Consider the following 19,711-nt stretch of genomic DNA (forward strand, 5'->3'; position numbering starts at 1 on the left):
GAGACCTTCCATCGAGGGTGTGCCTCCGATGCTACGCCGCCGACCTGTGCGAGCACCGGTGCCCGAGGGGTTGGCCGGGCGCCCGTGCTCGGCCACACTGGGCCTATGAGCGACGAATACGCGAACCCCGCGCAGCCCGGCCTGCGTCTCAGCGACGCCGAGCGCGAGCGTGCGGTCGCCCGCCTCGCCGACGACCACTCGTCCGGACGCCTGTCGGCGACCGAGTACGGCGAGCGGGCGGCGAGCGCACGTTCCGCCGTCACGCGCGGCGACCTCGTGCCGCTCTTCGCCGACCTGCCCGCCGAGACGCCGCCTGCGCCGGGGTCGCCGGGCGCCCGCTACGGCTCGGCCGACCCCGGCGACCCGGTTGCACGCCCGGCGACCTTCACCGACCCCGACTTCGACGCCGCGGCCTCCGGCGGCACGCGCGCGCTCGGCGGTCGCGTCGGCGCCACGATCATGGCCCTCGTGCCGTTCGTCGCGCTCATCCTGTTCCTGCTGAGCGGGTTCCTCGGCGGCTGGGCCTGGTCGTGGGTCTGGTGGCTGCTCGTGCCCATCGCGGGCATCGTCATCTACGGCCCGGGGGCCGACGGGCGCCGCACGCGCTGACGTCAGGCGGATGCCGCGGCGAGCTCGCCCTCCGCGCGAACCCCCGCCTCGGCCAGCACGCCGAGGAATGCCTTCATCCACGTGCCGTTGTCGGGCCACGCGCGCGACGTGACGAGGTTGCCGTCGACCACGCCGCCGCCGTTCTCGAACGCGGCGCCGACGACCTCGAGGTCGATCGCGAGCTCGGGGTAGATCGACGAGGTGCGCCCGGCGAGCACCCCGGCGGCCGCGAGCAGCAGCGGGCCGTGGCAGGTGGCCGCGACCGGGGCATCCGTCTCGAAGAAGTGGCGCACGATGCGCTTCGCGTCCTCGTTGTTGCGCAGGTACTCGGGGGCGCGCCCGCCCGGGATCACGATCGCCGCGTAGTCGGCGGGGTCGACGTCGGCGAGCGCGACATCCGCCGGCCAGGTGTGGCCGAGCTTCTCGGTGTACGTGTCGAAGCCGTCGACGAAGTCGTGCACGACGAACTGGAGCTTGCGCGCCTCGGGGGCGCCGATGAGCACCTCGAAGCCCTCCTCCTTGAGTCGTTCGTAGGGGTAGAGCACCTCGAGCGTCTCGGCCGCGTCGCCGGTGATGATGAGGATCTTGGTCATGAGGGGACCTCCGTTGGTCTGGTTCGTCGGCGCTGCGGGTGTCGCGTTGCACTGCGTCGCGCTGCACTGCGCCGATCGGATGCCGCGGGTCGGCGACCCGGGCGACGCCGCCCTCGCGAGCGGCCGTCGGCCCGACTCTGCGCCTGCCGGCGGCCCCGCGTCACGTCGGGTTCGCACTATGTGCGAAAACGCCCCGGATCGGTGCGGGTCGGGCCGATCCGGCCGTGTCGCCGGGCCGGGGTCCCGGCGTAGCATCGGGGCATGAGCGCAGAGGAGCGCCACGGCGGCGCGGGCATCCAGTCGGCCGAGCGCGTGCTGCGCATCCTCGAGCTCGTCGGCGCGGCGCCGACCGGGCTCACGGCGGCCGAGATCGCGAGCTCGCTCGGCCTCGGGCAGTCGACCACGTACCGCCTGCTCGCGACGCTGCACCGGCAGGACTACCTGGCGCGACAGACGGGCGAGCACCGCTACATCCTCGGCCGCACCGTCGATCAGCTCGGGCGCGCGCTGCAGTACCAGCTCGTGGCGACCGACCCCGTGCGGCAGGTGCTGCGCGCCATGCACGACGCCGTCGGCGCGCCCGCGTACCTCACGGTGTTCCGCGGCGACGACATCGCGGTCGCGCACATCGAGGACTCGGTCGCGCACCCCCGCATCGGCCAGTTGCACGTCGGCTTCTCGGAGGCGTCGCACACGACGGCGTTCGGCAAGCTCATGCTCGCCTCGCGCGACGACGCCGCGGTCGCGCGCTTCCTCGAGCGGCACTCGCCCGCCCGCCTCACGGCCTCGAGCATCACGGATGCCGCGGTGCTGAACGACCAGCTCGACGAGATCCGCGCGCAGCAGGTCGCCGTCGAGATCGAGGAGTACCTGCCGAAGCTCGCGTGCATCGCGGCCCCCGTGCGCTCGGCCGCCGGTCGCACCGTCGGAGCCGTCTCGGTGTCGGTGCAGGCCAAGGACTTCGCGGCCCGCTCCACGCAGCTCGAGCGCGCGGTGCGCCGCGGCGCCTGGCAGGTCTCGGCGCGCCTGGCAGGCTGAGCGCGTCGCGCGACGCGCGGCCCGCGCCATGCGGCGCCCGCGACCCGAGCCTGCGGCCGTGCGCGGCATCCGAAATTCAGGAGATCCGGGCCCCGACGCCCCCTGAGCGACGTCGAGCGCGAGATCTCCTGAATTTCTGTGGCCTGCGCCGCGGACCAGAGCAGGGCAGCGCGGTGGTGGGAGCGGGCGGAAATCAGATCGACGGGAAGGGCCCGATGCCCGCCCGACCGATGCGCCACCGGTGCTCTCGGCGGCCGAGCAGTGCGAGGATTCCCGCAGCGGTGCGGTCCCAGTCGTGGGCGACCTGCCGGTAGCTGAGCCTCAGTACGAGATATCCACGGGTCGCGAGCTCGAAGTCCCGCCGACGATCGTTCTCGAACTCCGTCCGGGAGCTGTGGAAGGACCACCCGTCGACCTCGATGACGAGCCGGTCGCCGACGAGGAAGTCGACGGCGCCGACGCCCTCGATGGGGGCCTGCGTGCGAAACCGAACCTGACGGCTCCGCAGGAACAACCGCACCTTTGTCTCGAGGCCCGATTGCCCGCCGAAGTCGAGCCGGTCGAGCGTTGCGCGCCGACCGGGCGGCATGGCGTCGCGCACGGCGTCGAGGTGTCCCGGATCGAGCGCACGGCGTTCGATCGCCGACTCGACGGCCGCGAGGGCGTCGGCGGTCGGCGCGCACGCGAACATCTCGCCGAGCGCCGTCGTCACTGGATCTCGGCCGACCAGGCCCGCGATGCGCCCCCGATAGTGCAGGCAGACGCCGTGCGCGTCGGCGGCGAGCGGGAGCGTGCGGTCGTGAGGGGCGCGAAGTCGCGATGAGTTCGCGGCCACGCGGACGTGCAGCCGGTCTCGTTCGGGAACCCAGAGGCCGGTGATCCTCGCGACCGTCGACGCGGTGGCGATGCCGCCGACCCTGACCGCACGTACGACGTCGGTCGGGGCATCGTGCGAAGCGAACCAACCGTTCCGGACGCGCGTCACGGCGCCGGCGCGCACCGCGCTCGCCACAGCCTCTCGGGGCACGCCGGCGGCCTCGAACGCCGCGAATCCTGCGGCCCCGCCCGCACGACGCAGGACCGCCGTCACGCCCGCGTTCGCCTTCACGGGGCGAGTCTGCCCGCCCGGCGGCGTGGTCGGGCCGGGAAGGCGGGAGCTGTGGACAAACCAGGGTGGGTGACATCCGGAATTCAGGAGATCACGACCTCGAGGTCTCCTCAGCGGGGTGGATGCCGGGATCTCCTGATTTTCTGCACTGCAGGGGCGCGTCACACGGGGCAACGCGGGAATACCGGCATCCGAGCGTCGTTGTGGTCACTGCCGGCGATCGCACGCTCACGCCGGCGCCGACCCTGACGTCCGACCCGGCTGGAGCCAACATGACCGAGACCACGACCGCCGCCCGCGCCCGCATCGGCGCATCCGACCTCGAGATCGCGCCGCTGTCGCTCGGCACGAACGTGTTCGGCTGGACCGCCGACCGCGACGCCACGTTCGCCGTGCTCGACGCGTTCACCGCAGGGGGCGGCAACTTCGTCGACACCGCCGACGGGTATTCGGCCTGGGTGCCGGGCAACACGGGCGGCGACAGCGAGCGCCTCATCGGCGAGTGGGTCGCGTCGCGCGGCTCGCGCGACGACGTGGTCATCGCGACCAAGGTCAGCACGCACCCCGACTTCAAGGGCCTCTCGGCCGCGAACATCAGGGCCGCGGCGGATGCCTCGCTGCAGCGCCTCGGCACCGACGTCATCGACCTCTACTACGCCCACTTCGACGACGCCGAGGTTCCGCTCGACGAGACCGTGGGGGCCTTCTCCGAGCTCGTCGACGCGGGCAAGATCCGTGCGATCGGCATCTCGAACTACACGCCCGAGCGCATCGACGAGTGGTTCCGCGTGACCGAGGCGAACGGCCTCCACCGCGCGGTCGCGCTGCAGCCGCACTACAACCTCGTCGAGCGCGACTTCGAGACGAACGGGCTGCGCGAGCGGGCCGAGCGCGAGGGGCTCGCGGTCTTCCCGTACTTCTCGCTCGCGAAGGGCTTCCTCGCCGGCAAGTACCGCACCGAAGCGGATGTCACCGCCGCCGGCGCGAGCGTCCGCGCGGGCGGCGCTGCACCGTACGTCGGCGAACGCGGCGCCCGGGTGCTCGCGGCGCTCGACGCGGTCGCGGCCTCGCACGCTGCATCCGTCGCCTCGGTGTCGCTCGCGTGGCTCCGCCAGCAGCCGACGATCGTCGCTCCGCTCGCCAGCGCCCGCAGCGTCGAGCAGCTGGGCGACCTGCTCGCCTCGCTCGAGGTGGAGCTGACGGCCGAGGAGCTCGCCGCGCTCGCCGCGGCATCCGCCTGACGTTCCCGCGTCGGCACGGGCGCCGGATGCCCGTGTCGCCGCGGTTCGGCGTGCGCACCGTGCCATGATGCGGTGACGCCGCAGCCCGAGGCGACGTCGGAGGGGGTCGGCGTGCGCGCTCGCTGGTGGAGACTCGACGCCGGAGGCGCCCTGATCGGGCTGCTCGCGGCCGCACTCTCGATGACCCCGTCGCTGCTGCCGCGCCCGGCATTGCTCCAGGGCGTCATCACCGCGTTCGCGTTCCTCATCGGGTACGGCATCGGGACGTTCCTCTGGTGGCTGATCCGTCGGTTCGTCCGGTGGCGCCCGACTCCGAAGGGGCGCCGCATCGCCTGGTGGGTGTACATCGGGGCCGCCGTGGTGCTCGCGATCGTGCTGTCGATCGCCTCGGTCGGATGGCAGAACGAGGTGCGACGCACGGTCGAGCTGCCCGAGATCGACGGCTTCGACGGACTGCTCTTCATCGTCGGGTTCGTGCCGGTCGTGCTCATCGGCATCGCCCTCGCCCGCGCCGAACGTCGCCTCGGCATGCGAATGTCGGCCCGCCTCGGGCGTGCGTGGGGCGTGACCGTGACGGTGGCGATCGTCGTCGCCTCGACCGTGGCGGTCGTCTCCGTCGTGATGTTCGGACTCGACCGGCTGTACCTCGCGAACAACGGCCCGGCAGCGCCGTGGGTGACCGAGCCGATGAGCTCGTTCCGCTCATCGGGCCCCGACTCCGAGGTCGAGTGGGACCTCGTCGGCCGGCACGGCACCGCGTTCCTCGGCGGCGGTCCGAAGGCGGTCGACATCGAGGAGCTCACGGGTCGGCCCGCACTCGAGCCGATCCGCGTCTACGTCGGCCAGGCGAACGCGCCGACCGTCGAGGAGCGCGCCGCCATCGCCGTGCGCGAGCTCGAGCGCACCGGCGCGTTCGACCGCGAGCTGCTCGTGGTGGCCACGACGACCGGTTCGGGCTGGCTCGAGCCGCAGGCCGTCGACGCGGTCGAGTACCTGCACGGCGGCGACACGGCGATCGTGTCGACGCAGTACGCGTACACGCCGAGCTGGGTGTCGTTCCTCTTCGATCCGGACGCCCCGGTCGCGTCATCCGTCGCCCTGTTCGACGCCGTCGAAGCGAAGTGGGAGACGCTGCCGGAGGCCTCCCGCCCGCAACTCGTCGTGTACGGCCTGAGCCTGGGCGCGCATGGGACGCAGGAGGCGTTCGGCGACCTCGACCGGATGCGCGCCCGCACCGAGGGGGCGCTCCTCGTCGGCAGCCCGAACGGCTCGACCATGTGGCGCACCCTCACTGCGGCGCGCGAGCCGGGCAGCCCGCAGTGGCTTCCGGTCGTCGACGACGGGCGCGAGGTGCGCTGGCAGTCGGTGCCGGGCGATTTCGACGCGCTGGGCCCGGACTGGCAGGCCCCGCGGGTCGCCTACCTGCAGCACGCGACCGACCCCGTCACCTGGCTGGGGCTCGAGCTGATCTGGGCCGAGCCCGACTGGTTGACCCCCGAGGAGCGTTCCGACGACGTCAGCGACTCGATGCGCTGGATCCCGGCCGTGACCGCCCTGCAGGTCGCGATCGACATGTTCGTGAGCGCGGGCGTGCCTGCCAGCTACGGCCACAACTACGGCGACATCATGCTCGACGGATGGCAGGCGGTCACGGGCGACGGCGGGCTCGATGCCGCTGCGCTCGCACGCATCCAGAGCGTGCTCGAGGGGTACGCGGCGGTGCAGCCGGTCGGCAGCGTCAGCGAGTAGGGGTGCGGTGCCGGATGTCGGAGCCCGGGCCTTCTGGGGTCGTGCCCCCGATCTGCACCGCCCGCTAGGCTTCGGTCGTCGGCTCGAGGGGGAGCCGAGGCTCTGGCGAGCCGGGCGATGGGGGAGGAATGCCGTGCGCATTGTGAAGGGTGCTGCCGTCTCGGTGGCCGTGATCGTGGCCGTGACGCTCGCAGGTTGTGCGCCGGAGCCCGAGCCGTATGCGCCGCGCGTCTCGTCCGACGGGCCGCCCCCGGGTGACGCGGTCGAGGTGGCCGAGGGCGGACTCGACGGTGCGCTCGATGCGCTGGAGGGCGACATCCAGAAGATCCTCGACGAGTCGGGGGTGCCGGGCGCGGCCGTGGCGGTCGTGCACGGCGACGAACTGCTGTTCGCCGAGGGGTTCGGGGTGCGCGAGGTCGGCGAGGACGAGCCCGTCGACGAGTCCACGGTGTTCCAGATCGCCTCGATGTCCAAGCCGATCGCGGCGACCGTGGTCGCCTCGCAGTTGGGCGACGGACTCACGTGGGACACCCCGGCCGCGCAGTACCTGCCCGGGTTCGCGCTCGAGGACCCGTGGGTCACCGAGCACGTGACCGTCGGCGACCTCTTCGCGCACCGGTCGGGGCTGCCCCTGGCCGCGGGCGACTCGTTGGAGGACATCGGCTACGACCGGGACTACATCCTGGAGCACCTCGACCAGGTTCCGCTCGACCCGTTCCGGTCGACGTACAACTACGCCAACTTCGGGCTGACGGCCGGCGCCGAGGCGGTCGCGAACGCCGTCGGCACCGACTGGGAGACCCTGTCGGAGGAGGCCCTGTACGGGCCGCTCGGCATGGACTCCACGAGCTCGCGCTACGAGGACTTCCTCGCGCAGGACGACCGGGCGACGCTGCACGCGCTCGAGGACGGCAAGTTCCAGCCGCTCTACGAGCGCGACGCCGATGCGCAGACGCCCGCCGGCGGCGTCAGTTCGAACGTGCTCGACCTCGCGAAGTGGATGTCGTTGCTGCTCGAGAACGGCACCTTCTCCGGTGAGGAGATCGTGGCGGAGAGCCAGCTGGTCCCGGCGCTGACGCCCGAGATCGTCTCGAGCAACGCCGGTGCGGCCGGGTTCCGCGCGGGGTTCTACGGCTACGGCTTCAACACCGGGACCGATCCGTCGGGGCACACGACCGCCTCGCACTCCGGCGCGTTCTGCCTCGGCGCCGCGACGAACTTCCAGATCGTGCCGAGCCTCGGGCTCGGGGTCGTCGCCCTGACGAACGGCGGGCCGATCGGCGTGCCCGAGGCGATCGTCAGCACCTTCCTCGACCGGGTGCAGTTCGGCGAGGTGCACCGCGACTGGCTGGCCGACTACGGGCAGGCGTTCGCGCACTACTACGAGCCGGCCGGCGACCTCTCCGACGAGAGTGAGCCGACGGATGCCGCGGCCCCGGGCGCGCTCGAGGAGTACGCGGGCACGTGGACGAACCCCTACTACGGCGACGCCGTCGTGACTGTGAAGGGCGACGCCCTCGTCGCAAAGCTCGGGCCCGAAGGCGGATACGAGCTCGAGCTCGAGCCGTGGGACGGAGACGAGTTCGCGTTCGTGCCGACGGGCGAGAACGCGCCGTGGGGATCCAAGTCGTCGGCGACGTTCACGCTGGGCGGCGGGGCCGACACCATGCGGCTGCAGTTCTTCGACACCAACGGGCTCGGGACCTGGACGCGCTGACGTGCTGGCGCGCTGGCGCGCTCACGCGTTGGCGCGCTGACCTGTCGGCCCGGGGCGCGGCGAGGCGTGTCCGGCACGCCGCCCGGCGTCGGCCCGGCGTCGGTGCCGCGCTCAGGCCCCGGCGGCCACCGCGTTGTGCAGTCGATCGCCGTCGACGCCGAAGCGGCCGTAGCCGCCGCCGAGGTTCGTGAGCAGCACGAAGCAGATGCCGAGCGACGGCGTGATCCAGAACTCGGTGCCGGCCCAGCCGCCGTGCCCGTAGGTGTCGTTCGCGAGCAGCCCGGGTGAGGAGTGGCGCAGGTTCCACGCGAAGCCCCAGTCCTGTCCGCGCGACGCGGGGTAGGGCTCGAGCTTCGGCATGCCGACGGTCAGCGGGCGCAGCATCGCGGTGCTCGCGGCCTTCGAGACGAGGGTGCCGTCGTCGCGCAGCAGCGCGCTGCCGACGGCGAGCAGGTCTTCGGCGCGGCCGAGGAGTCCGGCTCCCGGATGCCGCAGGGCGGCGAATCGAGCATAGTCGAGTCCCTGCGACGCGGCGTCGACGGGCGCGTGCCGGCTCGCCGCGGCGTCGAACGTGAAGCCCGTCGCGCCCACGCGTGCGCCGACGGCGTCGACCGCCCGTTCCCAGGGTGCGCCGGAAGCGTGCTCGATGAGCGCCGCGACGCCCGCGTACGCGATGGTCGAGTAGCGGCTGGCGGTGCCGGCGGCGAAGTCGCGTCCGGGCTCGAGCAGGCCGGGGCGGAGGCCTCTGACGTCGTCCATCGGGGGCTCGGTGATGCCCGAGGTGTGGCTCACGAGGTGGCGCAGCCGCACGACGTCGTCGCGGCCGGCGCCGAACTCCGGCACGGCGTCGGCCAGCGGGGTGTCGGAGGTGAGCCGGCCCTGCTCGATCTGGTGCAGCGCGGCGAGGCCGACGATCGGCTTCGTGATCGAGAAGAGCGGGTAGTGGTCGTCGACGGAGGTCTCGCCGAACGCCTCGAGCGCGACGGTGCCGTCGCCGGTCGCGATGCCGAGCACGGCCGACGGCAGCGGGCCGTCGTCGACGTTTCGTCGGGCCCAGGCGAAGGCGTGGTCGAAGATCGGCATGTGGTCCTCTCGGGGCAGGCGGGGCACTGCGTGGAACGGGTCGGGGAGCGGGGCGGATGCCGCGGACGGCTCAGGTGCGCAGCACCACGTTGCGCGGCTCGTCGCCCCGCAGCATCCGCTCGATCTGGTCGCGCACGAGCCGCGCCATGCGGGGCATCATCGCGGTGGACGCGCCGCCGACGTGCGGTGAGACGAGCACGTTCGGCAGGGCGAACAGCGGGTGCCCGTCGGGCAGGGGCTCGGGGTCGGTGACGTCGAGGGCGAAGCGCAGGCGGCCCGAGGTCGCCTCTGCGAGGATCGCGGCGGTGTCGGCGACCTTGCCGCGGGCGATGTTCACGACGAGGGCTCCGTCGGGCAGCGCCGACAGGAATCGGGCGTCGACGAGGTCGGTCGTGGCCTCGGTCAGCGGAACGCCCACGATGACGATCTCGGCGAGGGGCAGCAGATCGGGCAGTTCGTCGATGCCGTGGATGCGGCCGCGCTCGTCGTCTCGTGCGCGGCTCGCCACGCGCGTGATCTCGACCTCGAACGGCAGCAGCCGCTGCTCGATCGCCTGCCCCACGCCGCCGTGGCCGATGAGCAGCACGCGCCGGTCGGCGAGGCTCGCATGCCGTGCGGGCGCCCAGCGGCCCTCGCCCGCCGCGCGCACGAAGTCGGGGATGCCGCGCTGGGCGGCGAGCACGAGCGCGAGGGTCAGCTCGGCGGTCGAGGTCTCGTGCACGGAGGCCGCGTTCGCGTAGACATGGCCGGGCGGCAGCACGTCGGCGACGTCGTCGTAGCCGATCGACTGCGACTGCACGAGCCGCGTGGTGACGCCCGCGAGGGCGCCGAGACGGCCGGATGCCCCCATGTACGGCGGCACGACGAGATCGAGGTGCGCGGCCGGGGCGGGCTCCTTGAGATCCCACAGCACCACGTCGACGCCCTCGGGCAACGGGCCGATCGCGTCGCGGAGGGTTGCGCCGGGCAGGGACACGAGCAGGCGGTCGGTCATGCATCGATCCTCTCAGAACGCCCGCCCGCGACATCCGCTCGACCGGGGATCGTGACCGGCCGACGGCCGGCCGGTGCGGCGGCACGCGGCCCGGCGGGCGCGACGGTCACGGCAGCTGCTCGACCTGGGCGCGGATGATGCGCTCGGCCACGCCCATGGCCTCGTCGCTCGGCGCGATCTCGTCGAAGCCGTGCAGCACGCCGTCGACCGCGAGCGAGGCGATGCCGTGGCTCATGGCGCACAGCTGCAGGAACGTGCTCTCGACGTCGCCGTGGATGTCGCCGTTCGCGTGCACCTCGACGACGAGCGCGCGCAGCCCGGCGAGCGCGGCGAGCCGGGCGCGATCGAGGGCCTCGTCGCCGCGGGCGATGCTCGGCGTGCGGAACATCGCATCGAAGTGCGCGGGATTGCGCTGGGCGAAGGCGACGAACTCGAGCGAGTCGGCGACGAGTCGCTCGCGGCCGGGCAGGTGCGCGGCGCGCTCCTGCGCGGTGCACAGCTCGTCGTCGAGCAGCGCGAGCCCCTCGAGCGCGAGCGCCCGTATCATGCCCTCGCGGCTGCCGAAGTAGTGCGTCGGTGCGGCGTGCGAGAGGCCGGCGCGGCGGGCGACCTCGCGGAGGCCCACGCTGTTGACGCCCTGTTCGCGTGCGAGCTGCTCCATGGCGCGCAGCAGGGCGGCGCGGCCGGGCGCTCCGCCGGTGGTCGGCGTGCTCGCGGCGGCGGCAGAGGCGTTGGTGACCGGGGCAGGGGCGGCCGGAGCCGATTCAGCCGCGGAGGTCGGGATCGTGTCGGACATCTTGCCTTCCATCGTGGTTCTCGAGCCGACTCCGGGCAAGTGCTTGACAATGTAAAGCACCTGCTCGTACGCTCGCTTTACATTGTAAAGCGATGGGAGCGGAACATGGTCGACATCACGAACGGCGAGGTCTGGAAGGCCATCACCGGGCAGAACTTCATGGTCATCGGCATGGTGACCGCGCGCGGCGAATCGCGCACCGCGGGGGTCATGCACGCCGTGCACGACGATCGCATCTGGTTCACCAGCCACGACCTCGCGTGGAAGACGCGGCACATCGCCGCGAACCCGAACGTCTCGGTCACGGTGCCGATCGCCAAGCGCGTGCCGCTCATGCCGTGGATCAGGATCCCGGCCGCGACCGTCACGTTCGCGGGCGACGCCGAGGTCGTGCCGCTCGGGGCCATGCCCGATCACGTGCGCAGCGCCCTGCTCGACGACCTCGAGGTCAGCGACGGCGGCGAGCACGGCGCCATCGTCGGCGTCCGTGTTCGGCCGACCGGGGACTTCGTCACCTACGGCCTGGGCGTGTCGGCGCTCGGCATGCGCGACGCCGAAGCGGCCGCAGGGCGCGTGCGCGCGGCATCCGTCAACGCCTGATCACGGCGCGCGGCGGCTGGTACCGTTGCGCTCATGAGTGACGCGGGGGGCGGGGCCGGCGCCGGAGGCGCGAACGACGAGGTGCCGCACCAGAACGTGGTCGCCGAGGCGCTGAAGGAACGCGTCTACGCGACCTTCACCGGACTCGCGATCGTGCTCGTGCAGTTGACGAACGTCGAGCACCTCGAGCCCGTACGGGTCATCATCGAACTCGCCGTCGGCATCCTCGCGATCACCGCGGCCGGGTTCGCGGCCGACGTCATCTCGTTCCTGTCGGTGCACGCGCGCTTCCCGGTCGGGCACGAGGTGCGCATCATGCTGCGGATCGCCGCGTCGGCACTGGCATCGGCCGGCGTGCCGGTCGTGGTGCTCGTGCTCGCCGTGTTCGGCATCGTCGAACTCGACACCGCGCTCCGCATCGTCTCGATCGTCTACGTCGTGACCCTCGGCGTGATCGCCTACCTCGGGGTGCGACGCACGAATGCGCCGTGGTGGAAGCAACTGATCGCGCTCGCCGCACTCATGGCGGTCGGGCTCAGCGTGGTCATCATCCAGCTCGCCGCGCACGGGCACTGACCCGCGCTTCGCGGCACGATCGAGGTCTAGTCGACCAGGCTGATCGACACGATGCGAGCCGGTGCGCCCGACCCGCACAACGCCTCGCCGACGGGGAGCGCCTCGACCTTCACGAGCACGGTGTCGCCGACCGCGATGTCCCCGTCGACCTCGCCGGTCAGCGACCACACCGTGCCGTCGTCGGTCGTGACCTCGACGCACGAGTCGCCGAGACCGCTGACCCGGCCGGCCACCGTGCCGTTCGGAATCGCGTCGGTCGGGTTCGTCGGCGGGGCGGTGGGCGGCGTCAGGGTCGGCAGGTCGGTCGACGACGGGGTCGCGCTCGTCGAGGGCGGTTCCGGGGCGTCGGATGCCGGTGCATCGCCGGGTTCGTCGGCTGCGGGCGCGCATCCGGCCATCAGTCCGACGGCGAACACCGTCAGGGCGAGCGCGGCGATCGTTCGCATGCAGGCCTCCTTCGTCGGTGCCGTGCGGCCATTCTGCTCCGAACGGGACGCGCGCGGAAGCGATCGAGCACGGCCGAAGCGGACGACGCCCGGGAGTCGGAACTCCCGGGCGTCGTCGTGGTGCGTGGTCGCCGTGCGACGACCTCCGCGGCCTAGAAGACCGCGACGGTCATCGACGTGCCCGCCTGCTTCACGACGAGGATCTTCACGCCGACGGCGGGAAGCTTGACCCCGTGGTTCGGCACCTCGGAGTACCAGTACTGCTTCTTGTCGTCGAACAGCGGGTTCGGCAGCTGCGACTTGATCGTGCTCTTCACGCCGCTGACGTGGAGGTCGACCTTGTCGGTGGGCTTGAACCCGAACGGGGCGTCGTACACCTGCACGCGTGCTCGCCAGTAGTTGCCGTTCACGTCCTTCAACGGCTTCGGGTGCGAGTCGACGTAGAGGTTCCGGCCGCTGCCCGGGTGGGCGAACGTGTCGTTGTCGGACTGCGACAGATCCCAGTACGAGATGAGCAGGCCCTCCTGGTAGGCGTAGTGGTCGACGAGGTCGGGCTTCGCCGGGTTGTACCCGAAGAAGTACGGCCCGGTCTTGAGGTACTTGTCGTACGACGTGTACGTGCGGTTCGCGGCGATGTAGTAGTTGTCGAACTGCTGCGTCGTCTGCGAGCCGACCGCCGTGAACCCGACGACCGTCCACCCGTTCGCCCCCGACTCGGCACCGTCCGTGAAGACGCCCGCGATCGCGAGGTCGTCGAGGAACAGGCCGGGCACGAGGTCGCCGCCGTTGCCGGTGACGCCGCCATCGGTCGTGTACCGGATGCGGATGTCGACCGTCTGGCCCGCGAAGGCGCTCAGGTCGAACGAGGCGTCCGTCCACGTGGCCGCCGTGCCGTCGAAGCCGCCGGTGCCCGGGTCGGTCGTGATGTTGCCGACGATCGGCACGAAGCCGGCCCCGGTGTTCACCTCGACGTAGCCGAAGTCGTAGCCCGCCTCGAGGTCGTACCTGGCCTTGAACGTCAGCGCCGACGTGCCCGCCGGGACGGCGACCGTCCTGGTGAGCGTGCTCGTCAGGTTGTCGCCCGACCCGCTGTACCACTGCGAGGCGCCGGAGGCCGGTGCGCCGAGATCGGTCGAGACCGTCTTCTTCGGCAGCGAGACGATGACGGCCTGCGGCTTCTTCGTGTTGTACTCCGAGGGTCCGAGGTCGACGACCTTCTTCTGCCCGGCCTGCACCAGCTTGTAGTCGAGCCAGCCGAGCTGGAGCTTGTTCCACGCGCCGAGATCGCCGCCGCGCTCGCCGATGCCCTGATCGGTCTTGGCGCCGAGTCGGCTCTGCGCCATGAGCGTCCAGTGCTCGTTGTTGTTGTCGCCGCCCGAGAGCACGTTGTAGTCGTCGGGCAGGCCGAGGTCGTGACCGTACTCGTGGTAGAACACGCTGCGGCCGCCGTTCTCGGGCTGGATCGTGTAGTCGCCGATCCAGACGCCGGAGGTGCCGATCTGGGGGCCGCCGAGCTTGTTCGTGGCCGGACCGGTCACGCCGGCCTGGTTGACGTAGGCGTACCAGCGGTGGCTCCAGATGGCGTCGGTGCCGTAGATCGGGTCGCCGTCGGCCTGGTCGCCGCCCGCGTGCACGATCTGGAAGTGGTCGATGTAGCCGTCGGGCTCGTTGAACTGCCCGTCGCCGTCGTAGTCGTAGCGATCCCAGACGTCGAAGGACGCCAGGTCGGCGTTGACCTCGGCAACCGAGCGACCCTGGGCGAGCTGGTCGGTGTACCAGACGTTCGCCGCGTCGCGAACGAGGTTCCAGACGTTGCTGCAGACGTTGGCGCCGCAGGCGTCCGCGCCGTAGCGGGCCTGGTTGTAGTTGACCTTGACCCAGTCGGTGACCTCGCCGCCGACGCTGTACCGGCCGGATGACTGCGACTCGTAGTAGTCGCGCAGCGATTCCGCGCCGCCGAAGTAGAGGTCCTGGAAGTACGGCTGCGAGTAGTCGGCCTGCCAGACGGTCGAGTTGTCGACGGCCCGGTTCGGCGCGGGGATCTCGTTGTGCAGGGGGCCGGTGCCGCGTTGCGCGGTCGGCGACGTCGGGTAGCTCGGGTGCTGTTCATCGCCGAACTCGGCGAGGATGACGAAGATGCGGTCGGTCGTCTCGCGCGAGAGCTCGACGTACTGGTCCTTCGCCTTGCCCGGCTTGCCGGGCTTGCCCGACTTGTTGCCCGGCGCGGCGGCAGGGGCTTCGGAGCCGACCTTCACGACGGTGCTGTCGCCCCGTTGCTCCGTGGTGAGCTCGCCGTTGAGCACACCGGTGATCGCGGACTCGCGAAGCGCGGTGCGCTTCTCGTCGAGCGGGTTGGGCAGGGCATCCGACGGGGCGACCCCCGACGGGGCCGAGTCGGCGGGTGGTGCTGCGAACGCGGCCGGAGCCCCGATCATGCTCGCAGTGAGGAGTGCCGCGGTGGCGGCGCCCAACAGCATCTTGCGCACAGATACCTCCAGTGAGGAGTGCCGGGGCCGCTGAGGTCGGCGGCGGTGCAGCATGAGGCGGCCGGAGAGCCCGTCACTGGTGGTGGCGCCTCAGCCTCTTGTGGGGTGATGCAACACGCCGGATCCGGCGATGCCCAAGAGTCTATGAATCAGCTGCGCGACAAGACAGTCTTGAACTCCGGGCCCGGTCGGAGGATGATTCCGCCCCTCACCGTGCCGGTTCGTACCGCCTCGGGGTGAACGCCGCCGACACGAGGGCGCGGAGCGACACCAGATCGCCGTCGACGAAGCCCTGTGCGCGCGCCTGCACGAGCACGTTGCCGATCGCGGTCGCCTCGACGGGGCCCGCGAGCACCGGCAGGCCCGACCGGTCGGCCGTGCGCCGGCAGAGCAGCTCGTTGAGCGCGCCGCCGCCGACGATGTGGATCGTCTCGACGTCGACGCCCGAGAGCACGGACGCCTGCCGCACGGTCGCCGCGAACGCCTCGGCGAGCGACTCGATGATCGATCGCGCGAACTCCGCGCGCGTCTGCGGTGCGGGTACCCCGTGCTCGGCGCACCATTCCGCGATGCGCCCGGGCAGGTCGCCGGGGGCCATGAAGCGCGGGTCGTCGGCGTCGAACACCGAGACCGGGGCGGTGACGGATGCCGCGGCCGCGAGCAGCTGCGTCAGGTCGATCGCCTCCCCGTCGCGCTCCCACCACCGCACCGACTCCGAGAGCAGCCAGAGGCCCATGACGTTGTGCAGGAAGCGCACGCGGCCGTCGACCCCGGCCTCGTTCGTGAAGTTCGCGTCGCGCGCGGCATCCGTCGTCACGGGGTGCTCGAGCTCGACGCCCACGAGCCCCCAGGTGCCGCACGAGATGTAGGCGGCCGACTCGGGGTCCATCGGCACGGCCACGACCGCCGAGGCCGTGTCGTGCGAACCGACGGCGACGACCTCCACGCCTGCCGGCGCGCCGAGCTGCTCGGCGACCGAGGTGCGCAGGGCGCCGAGCGAGTCGCCGGGGGAGACGATGGGGGCGAAGACGGATGCCGGGAGGCCGAGGCGCTCGATGAGCTCGTCGTCCCATTCCCCGGTGTGCACGCCGACGAGTCCGGTCGTGGAGGCGTTCGTGCGCTCAGCGACGCGCCGGCCCGTGAGCTGGAACGCGATGAGGTCGGGCACGAGCAGGAGCGAGTCGGCGAGCCCGAGCCAGCCGCCGACAACGCCGTCGGCGGCCGCGGACTGCTCGGCCGCGGACTGCTCGGCCGCGAGCTGGTAGACCGTGTTGAACGGCAGGAACTGCAGGCCGTTGCGGCGGTAGAGCTCGGCGAACGGCGCGATCGCGTGCACGCCGTCGACCGCGGCGGCGTTGCGGTCGTCGCGGTAGTGGAACGGCTCGCCGAGGAGGCGGTCGCCCCGCAGCAGGCCGTAGTCGACCGCCCACGAGTCGACGCCGATCGAGGCGACCGACGGCTCGCGGCGGAACGCGTCGGCGAGGCCGGTCGTCAGGTCGCGGTACAGGCCCGTGAAGTCCCAGTGCAGGCCCGACGCGAGTCGCACCGGGCCGTTCGGGAAGCGCGCGACGTGCTCGAGGTCGAGTGTGCCGGCGCGCTGGTCGACGCGGCCGAGGATGACCCGTCCGCTCGTCGCGCCGAGGTCGACCGCCGCGACGGTGCCCGCACCACGGGCGCTTCCACCGCGGAGGACGGTTCGCGCGATGGAGGATGGTTCGGCGTGTCCTCCGGTGCCCGAACCGTCCTCAGCAGGACGGTCGCTCATCGCAGGAACGCCGCCGCGACGCCCGCATCCACGGGGATGTGCAGGCCCGTCGTGTGGCTGAGCTCGGGGCCCGTGAGCACGATGACCGCGTTCGCGACGTGCTCGGGCAGCACCTCGCGCTTGAGGATCGTGCGCTGGGCGTAGAACTTGCCGAGGTCCTCCTCCTCGATGCCGTAGGTCTTGGCGCGGTTGGCACCCCAGCCCGAGGCGAAGATGCCCGAGCCGCGCACGACGCCGTCGGGGTTGATGCCGTTGACCTTGATGCCGTACTCGCCGAGCTCGACCGCGAGCAGGCGCACCTGGTGGGCCTGGTCGGCCTTCGTGGCCGAGTAGGCGATGTTGTTCGGCCCGGCGAACACCGAGTTCTTCGAGGAGATGTAGATGATGTCGCCGCCGAGCCCCTGGTCGATGAGCACGCGCGCAGCGGCCTTCGACACGAGGAACGACCCCTTGGCCATGACGTCGTGCTGGAGGTCCCAGTCGGCCTCGGTGGTCTCGAGCAGGGGCTTCGAGAGGCTCAGGCCAGCGTTGTTCACGACGAGGTCGAGGCCGCCGAAGGCGAGGACGGCGTCGTCGATCGCGCGCTGGATCGCGGCGCCGTCGGTGACGTTCGCCTGCACGCCGATCGCGACATCCGTGCCGCCGAGTTCGGCTGCGGCGGCCTGCGCCTTCTCGAGGTCGAGATCGGCGATGACGACGCATGCGCCCTCGGCCGCGAGCCGGGTCGCGATGGCCTTGCCGATGCCGGAGGCCGCGCCGGTCACGAGCGCGATGCGACCCGCGTGCGGCTTGGGCTTCGGCATGCGCTGCAGCTTGGCCTCCTCGAGCGCCCAGTACTCGATCGCGAACTTCTCGGCGTCGCTGATGGGGGAGTACGTCGAGAGCGCCTCGGCGCCCCGCATGACGTTGATCGCGTTGACGTAGAACTCGCCCGCGACGCGCGCGGTCTGCTTGTTCGCGCCGTAGCTGAACATGCCGACGCCCGGGATGAGCACGATGAGCGGGTCGGCGCCGCGGATCGCAGGGCTCTCGGGCGTCGCGTGGGCGTCGTAGTAGGCGCGGTAGTCGGCGCGGTAGGCCTCGTGCAGCTCCGTCAGGCGGGCGACGGAATCCTCGATCGATGCCGAGGCGGGCAGGTCGAGCAGCATGGGCTTGACCTTGGTGCGCAGGAAGTGGTCGGGGCAGCTCGTGCCGAGAGCCGCGAGCGCACCCGACTTCGAGCGCGCGAGGAAGTCGAGCACCTCGGGCGCGTCGGTGAAGTGGCCGACCATCGGCTTGTCGTGGCTCGCGAGTCCGCGGATCGTCGCGGCGAGGGCGGCGGCCTTGGCGCGGCGCTCGCCGGGCTCCAACGGCTCGAAGCCGTCGACGACGGGCCCGAACGGCTCGGCCGCGCCGTGCTCGGCGATGTAGGCCGCGGCAGTGTCGATGATGCGCAGCGAGTTCGCCTCGGTCTCGTCGGAGGTGTCGCCCCACGCGGTGATGCCGTGGCCGCCGAGGATGCAGCCGATCGCCTGCGGGTTCGCGGCCTTGATCGCCGCGATGTCGAGTCCGAGCTGGAATCCGGGGCGGCGCCACGGCACCCAGACCACGGTGTCGCCGAAGATCTTCGCCGTCAGCTCTTCGCCGTCGGCCGCGGTCGCGATCGCGATGCCCGAGTCGGGGTGCAGGTGGTCGACGTGCGCCGCGTCGACGAGGCCGTGCATGGCCGTGTCGATCGACGGCGCCGCGCCGCCCTTGCCGTGCAGCGTGTAGTCGAACGCGGCGACCATCTCGTCTTCGCGCTCGAGGCCCGGGTACACGTCGACGAGCGCGCGCAGGCGGTCGAGGCGCAGCACCGCGAGGCCCGGCTCGGTGAGCGTGCCGAGGTCGCCGCCCGAGCCCTTGACCCACATGAGCTCGACGGGCTCGCCCGTGACCGGGTCGGTCTCGGTGCCCTTGGCCGACGTGTTGCCGCCGGCGTAGTTCGTGTTCTTCGGGTCGGCGCCGAGGCGGTTCGACCGCGCGATGAGGTCGGCTGCAGCCTGGTTCGTCATGAGGTGATTCCTTCGGTGGTGCGGAGGGTGGTCTGGTGGGTGGGGAGACCCGCGAGCCAGCGCAGAACGCGCTCGATCGAGGCGGATGCCGCGGGCTCGCCGGGTCGGTTCAGGTGCCCGTGCTCGGTGCCGGGCTCGATGACGCACGTGGTGTCGTCGCCGGCCTCGACGAGCGTGGCGGCGAACAGCTCGCCGGAGACGCGCAACTCGTCGGCCTCGCCGTTGACCATGAGCACCGGCGGGAATCCGGCGAGGTCGGATGCCGCGGCGCGGCCGGGCACGGCGGGCAGCGGCGCCTCGTCGACCGGGCCTCCGAGATAGGTCTCGTACATGGCGCGCACGACGGCCGGGCCGAAGCGGTCGGCCACGGGGTTCGCGTCGAGGAGGGCGCGAAGTTCGGCGTCGGGCGCGGGCTGCACGGCGAGCAGCGTGGGATACGCGAGGAACACGCCCGTGGGCAGCGCCGAGGCCGGCGTCGCCGGTGCGTGCCCGAGCAACCGCAGCACGGCGCCCGTCACGAGATTGGCGCCGGCACTCGCCCCGCCGATCACGACGCGCGCCCGGTCGATGCCGAGCTCGTCGGCGTGCCCGAGCGTCCAGGCCCAGGCGGCGAGCACGTCGTCGGAGCCGGCCGGGTAGCGCCCGCCGTCGTCGACGGCGAGCCGGTAGTCGACCGAGATCACGGTCACGCCGCGCGAGGCGAGGGTGCGCGAGACCCAGTCCGCCTCGGGCATGTCGAGGTCGCCGGCCGCGAAGCCGCCGCCGTGCGCCCAGACGAGCGCGGGCGTCGGGCGGCGCGCCGCGACACCCGCCGTGCTCGCGGGGTAGACCCGCACGAGCCCGTCGGCCGCGCCGTACGCCGTCACCTGCGACATCC

Annotated in this window: 17 protein-coding genes; 7 read left to right on the forward strand and 10 right to left on the reverse strand. The window is 72.1% G+C overall.

The features are described from left to right. Positions 1-105 precede the first annotated feature (105 nt). Positions 106-609 (forward strand): DUF1707 SHOCT-like domain-containing protein, encoded by a 504-nt coding sequence (locus GQR16_RS15190; protein WP_170298526.1) that lies wholly within the window; start codon positions 106-108, stop codon positions 607-609. A 2-nt stretch (positions 610-611) separates the two neighbouring features. On the opposite strand, the gene GQR16_RS15195 is transcribed toward GQR16_RS15190, so the two are convergent. Further along, positions 612-1,202 (reverse strand): DJ-1/PfpI family protein, encoded by a 591-nt coding sequence (locus GQR16_RS15195; RefSeq protein WP_157416016.1) that lies wholly within the window; start codon positions 1,200-1,202, stop codon positions 612-614. Between the two features lie 261 nt (positions 1,203-1,463). On the opposite strand from GQR16_RS15195, the gene GQR16_RS15200 reads away from it, so the two are divergent. Next, on the forward strand, positions 1,464-2,240 hold the full coding sequence (locus GQR16_RS15200) for an IclR family transcriptional regulator (protein ID WP_157416017.1): 777 nt from the start codon (positions 1,464-1,466) through the stop codon (positions 2,238-2,240). A gap of 193 nt (positions 2,241-2,433) precedes the next feature. Here GQR16_RS15200 and GQR16_RS15205 read toward each other — a convergent pair whose 3' ends face one another. After that, on the reverse strand, positions 2,434-3,348 hold the full coding sequence (locus GQR16_RS15205; protein WP_157416018.1) for an endonuclease domain-containing protein: 915 nt from the start codon (positions 3,346-3,348) through the stop codon (positions 2,434-2,436). Positions 3,349-3,620: 272 nt separating this feature from the next. Between GQR16_RS15205 and GQR16_RS15210 the strand changes: the two genes are divergently transcribed. From GQR16_RS15210 to GQR16_RS15220, 3 genes are all read left to right on the forward strand, one after another. Beyond that, positions 3,621-4,589, forward strand: coding sequence for an aldo/keto reductase (locus GQR16_RS15210; RefSeq protein ID WP_157416019.1), 969 nt, complete (start codon positions 3,621-3,623; stop codon positions 4,587-4,589). Between the two features lie 72 nt (positions 4,590-4,661). Continuing rightward, a complete protein-coding gene (locus GQR16_RS15215; RefSeq protein ID WP_157416020.1) occupies positions 4,662-6,338 on the forward strand; it encodes an alpha/beta hydrolase in 1,677 nt (558 codons plus the stop codon). Between the two features lie 133 nt (positions 6,339-6,471). After that, the gene (locus GQR16_RS15220) at positions 6,472-8,055 is read left to right on the forward strand and encodes a serine hydrolase (protein ID WP_211373539.1); all 1,584 of its coding nucleotides are present in this window, start codon (positions 6,472-6,474) and stop codon (positions 8,053-8,055) included. Between the two features lie 111 nt (positions 8,056-8,166). Here the strand turns inward: GQR16_RS15220 and GQR16_RS15225 are convergent, their stop codons facing one another. The 3 genes from GQR16_RS15225 to GQR16_RS15235 all read right to left on the reverse strand — a co-directional run bounded on the left by GQR16_RS15225 (position 8,167) and on the right by GQR16_RS15235 (position 10,928). After that, a complete protein-coding gene (locus GQR16_RS15225) occupies positions 8,167-9,138 on the reverse strand; it encodes a serine hydrolase domain-containing protein (RefSeq protein ID WP_157416022.1) in 972 nt (323 codons plus the stop codon). Positions 9,139-9,208: 70 nt separating this feature from the next. Continuing rightward, entirely contained in the window at positions 9,209-10,132 is a 924-nt protein-coding gene (locus GQR16_RS15230; protein ID WP_157416023.1) for a 2-hydroxyacid dehydrogenase, read from the reverse strand. Positions 10,133-10,238: 106 nt separating this feature from the next. Then, a complete protein-coding gene (locus GQR16_RS15235) occupies positions 10,239-10,928 on the reverse strand; it encodes a TetR/AcrR family transcriptional regulator (RefSeq protein WP_157416024.1) in 690 nt (229 codons plus the stop codon). A gap of 105 nt (positions 10,929-11,033) precedes the next feature. Here GQR16_RS15235 and GQR16_RS15240 point away from each other — a divergent pair, with 105 nt between their 5' ends. Both GQR16_RS15240 and GQR16_RS15245 read left to right on the forward strand, forming a co-directional pair. Then, positions 11,034-11,528: a pyridoxamine 5'-phosphate oxidase family protein gene (locus tag GQR16_RS15240; protein ID WP_157416025.1), complete on the forward strand. Its 495-nt coding sequence runs from the start codon at positions 11,034-11,036 to the stop codon at positions 11,526-11,528. A gap of 33 nt (positions 11,529-11,561) precedes the next feature. Continuing rightward, positions 11,562-12,104, forward strand: a complete 543-nt coding sequence (locus GQR16_RS15245; RefSeq protein ID WP_157416026.1) for a hypothetical protein — start codon at positions 11,562-11,564, stop codon at positions 12,102-12,104. Between the two features lie 26 nt (positions 12,105-12,130). Here GQR16_RS15245 and GQR16_RS15250 read toward each other — a convergent pair whose 3' ends face one another. The 5 genes from GQR16_RS15250 to GQR16_RS15270 all read right to left on the reverse strand — a co-directional run bounded on the left by GQR16_RS15250 (position 12,131) and on the right by GQR16_RS15270 (position 19,709). After that, positions 12,131-12,550 carry a hypothetical protein gene (locus tag GQR16_RS15250; RefSeq protein WP_157416027.1) on the reverse strand — a complete coding sequence of 140 codons (420 nt, stop codon included), beginning with the start codon at positions 12,548-12,550 and terminating at the stop codon, positions 12,131-12,133. 152 nt (positions 12,551-12,702) lie between these two features. Next, complete coding sequence (locus tag GQR16_RS15255) at positions 12,703-15,027, reverse strand: immune inhibitor A domain-containing protein (RefSeq protein ID WP_157416163.1); 2,325 nt, start codon at positions 15,025-15,027, stop codon at positions 12,703-12,705. Positions 15,028-15,244: 217 nt separating this feature from the next. Then, the gene (locus GQR16_RS15260; protein ID WP_157416028.1) at positions 15,245-16,801 is read right to left on the reverse strand and encodes a rhamnulokinase; all 1,557 of its coding nucleotides are present in this window, start codon (positions 16,799-16,801) and stop codon (positions 15,245-15,247) included. Next, positions 16,798-18,834 (reverse strand): bifunctional aldolase/short-chain dehydrogenase, encoded by a 2,037-nt coding sequence (locus GQR16_RS15265; RefSeq protein WP_157416029.1) that lies wholly within the window; start codon positions 18,832-18,834, stop codon positions 16,798-16,800. Before GQR16_RS15265 ends, GQR16_RS15260 begins: the two co-directional genes overlap by 4 nt. After that, positions 18,831-19,709: an alpha/beta hydrolase gene (locus GQR16_RS15270; RefSeq protein WP_157416030.1), complete on the reverse strand. Its 879-nt coding sequence runs from the start codon at positions 19,707-19,709 to the stop codon at positions 18,831-18,833. Before GQR16_RS15270 ends, GQR16_RS15265 begins: the two co-directional genes overlap by 4 nt. Positions 19,710-19,711 lie beyond the last annotated feature (2 nt).

Origin of the sequence: Agromyces allii (genome assembly GCF_009749385.1) — a bacterium.
GTDB lineage: Bacteria > Actinomycetota > Actinomycetes > Actinomycetales > Microbacteriaceae > Agromyces > Agromyces allii.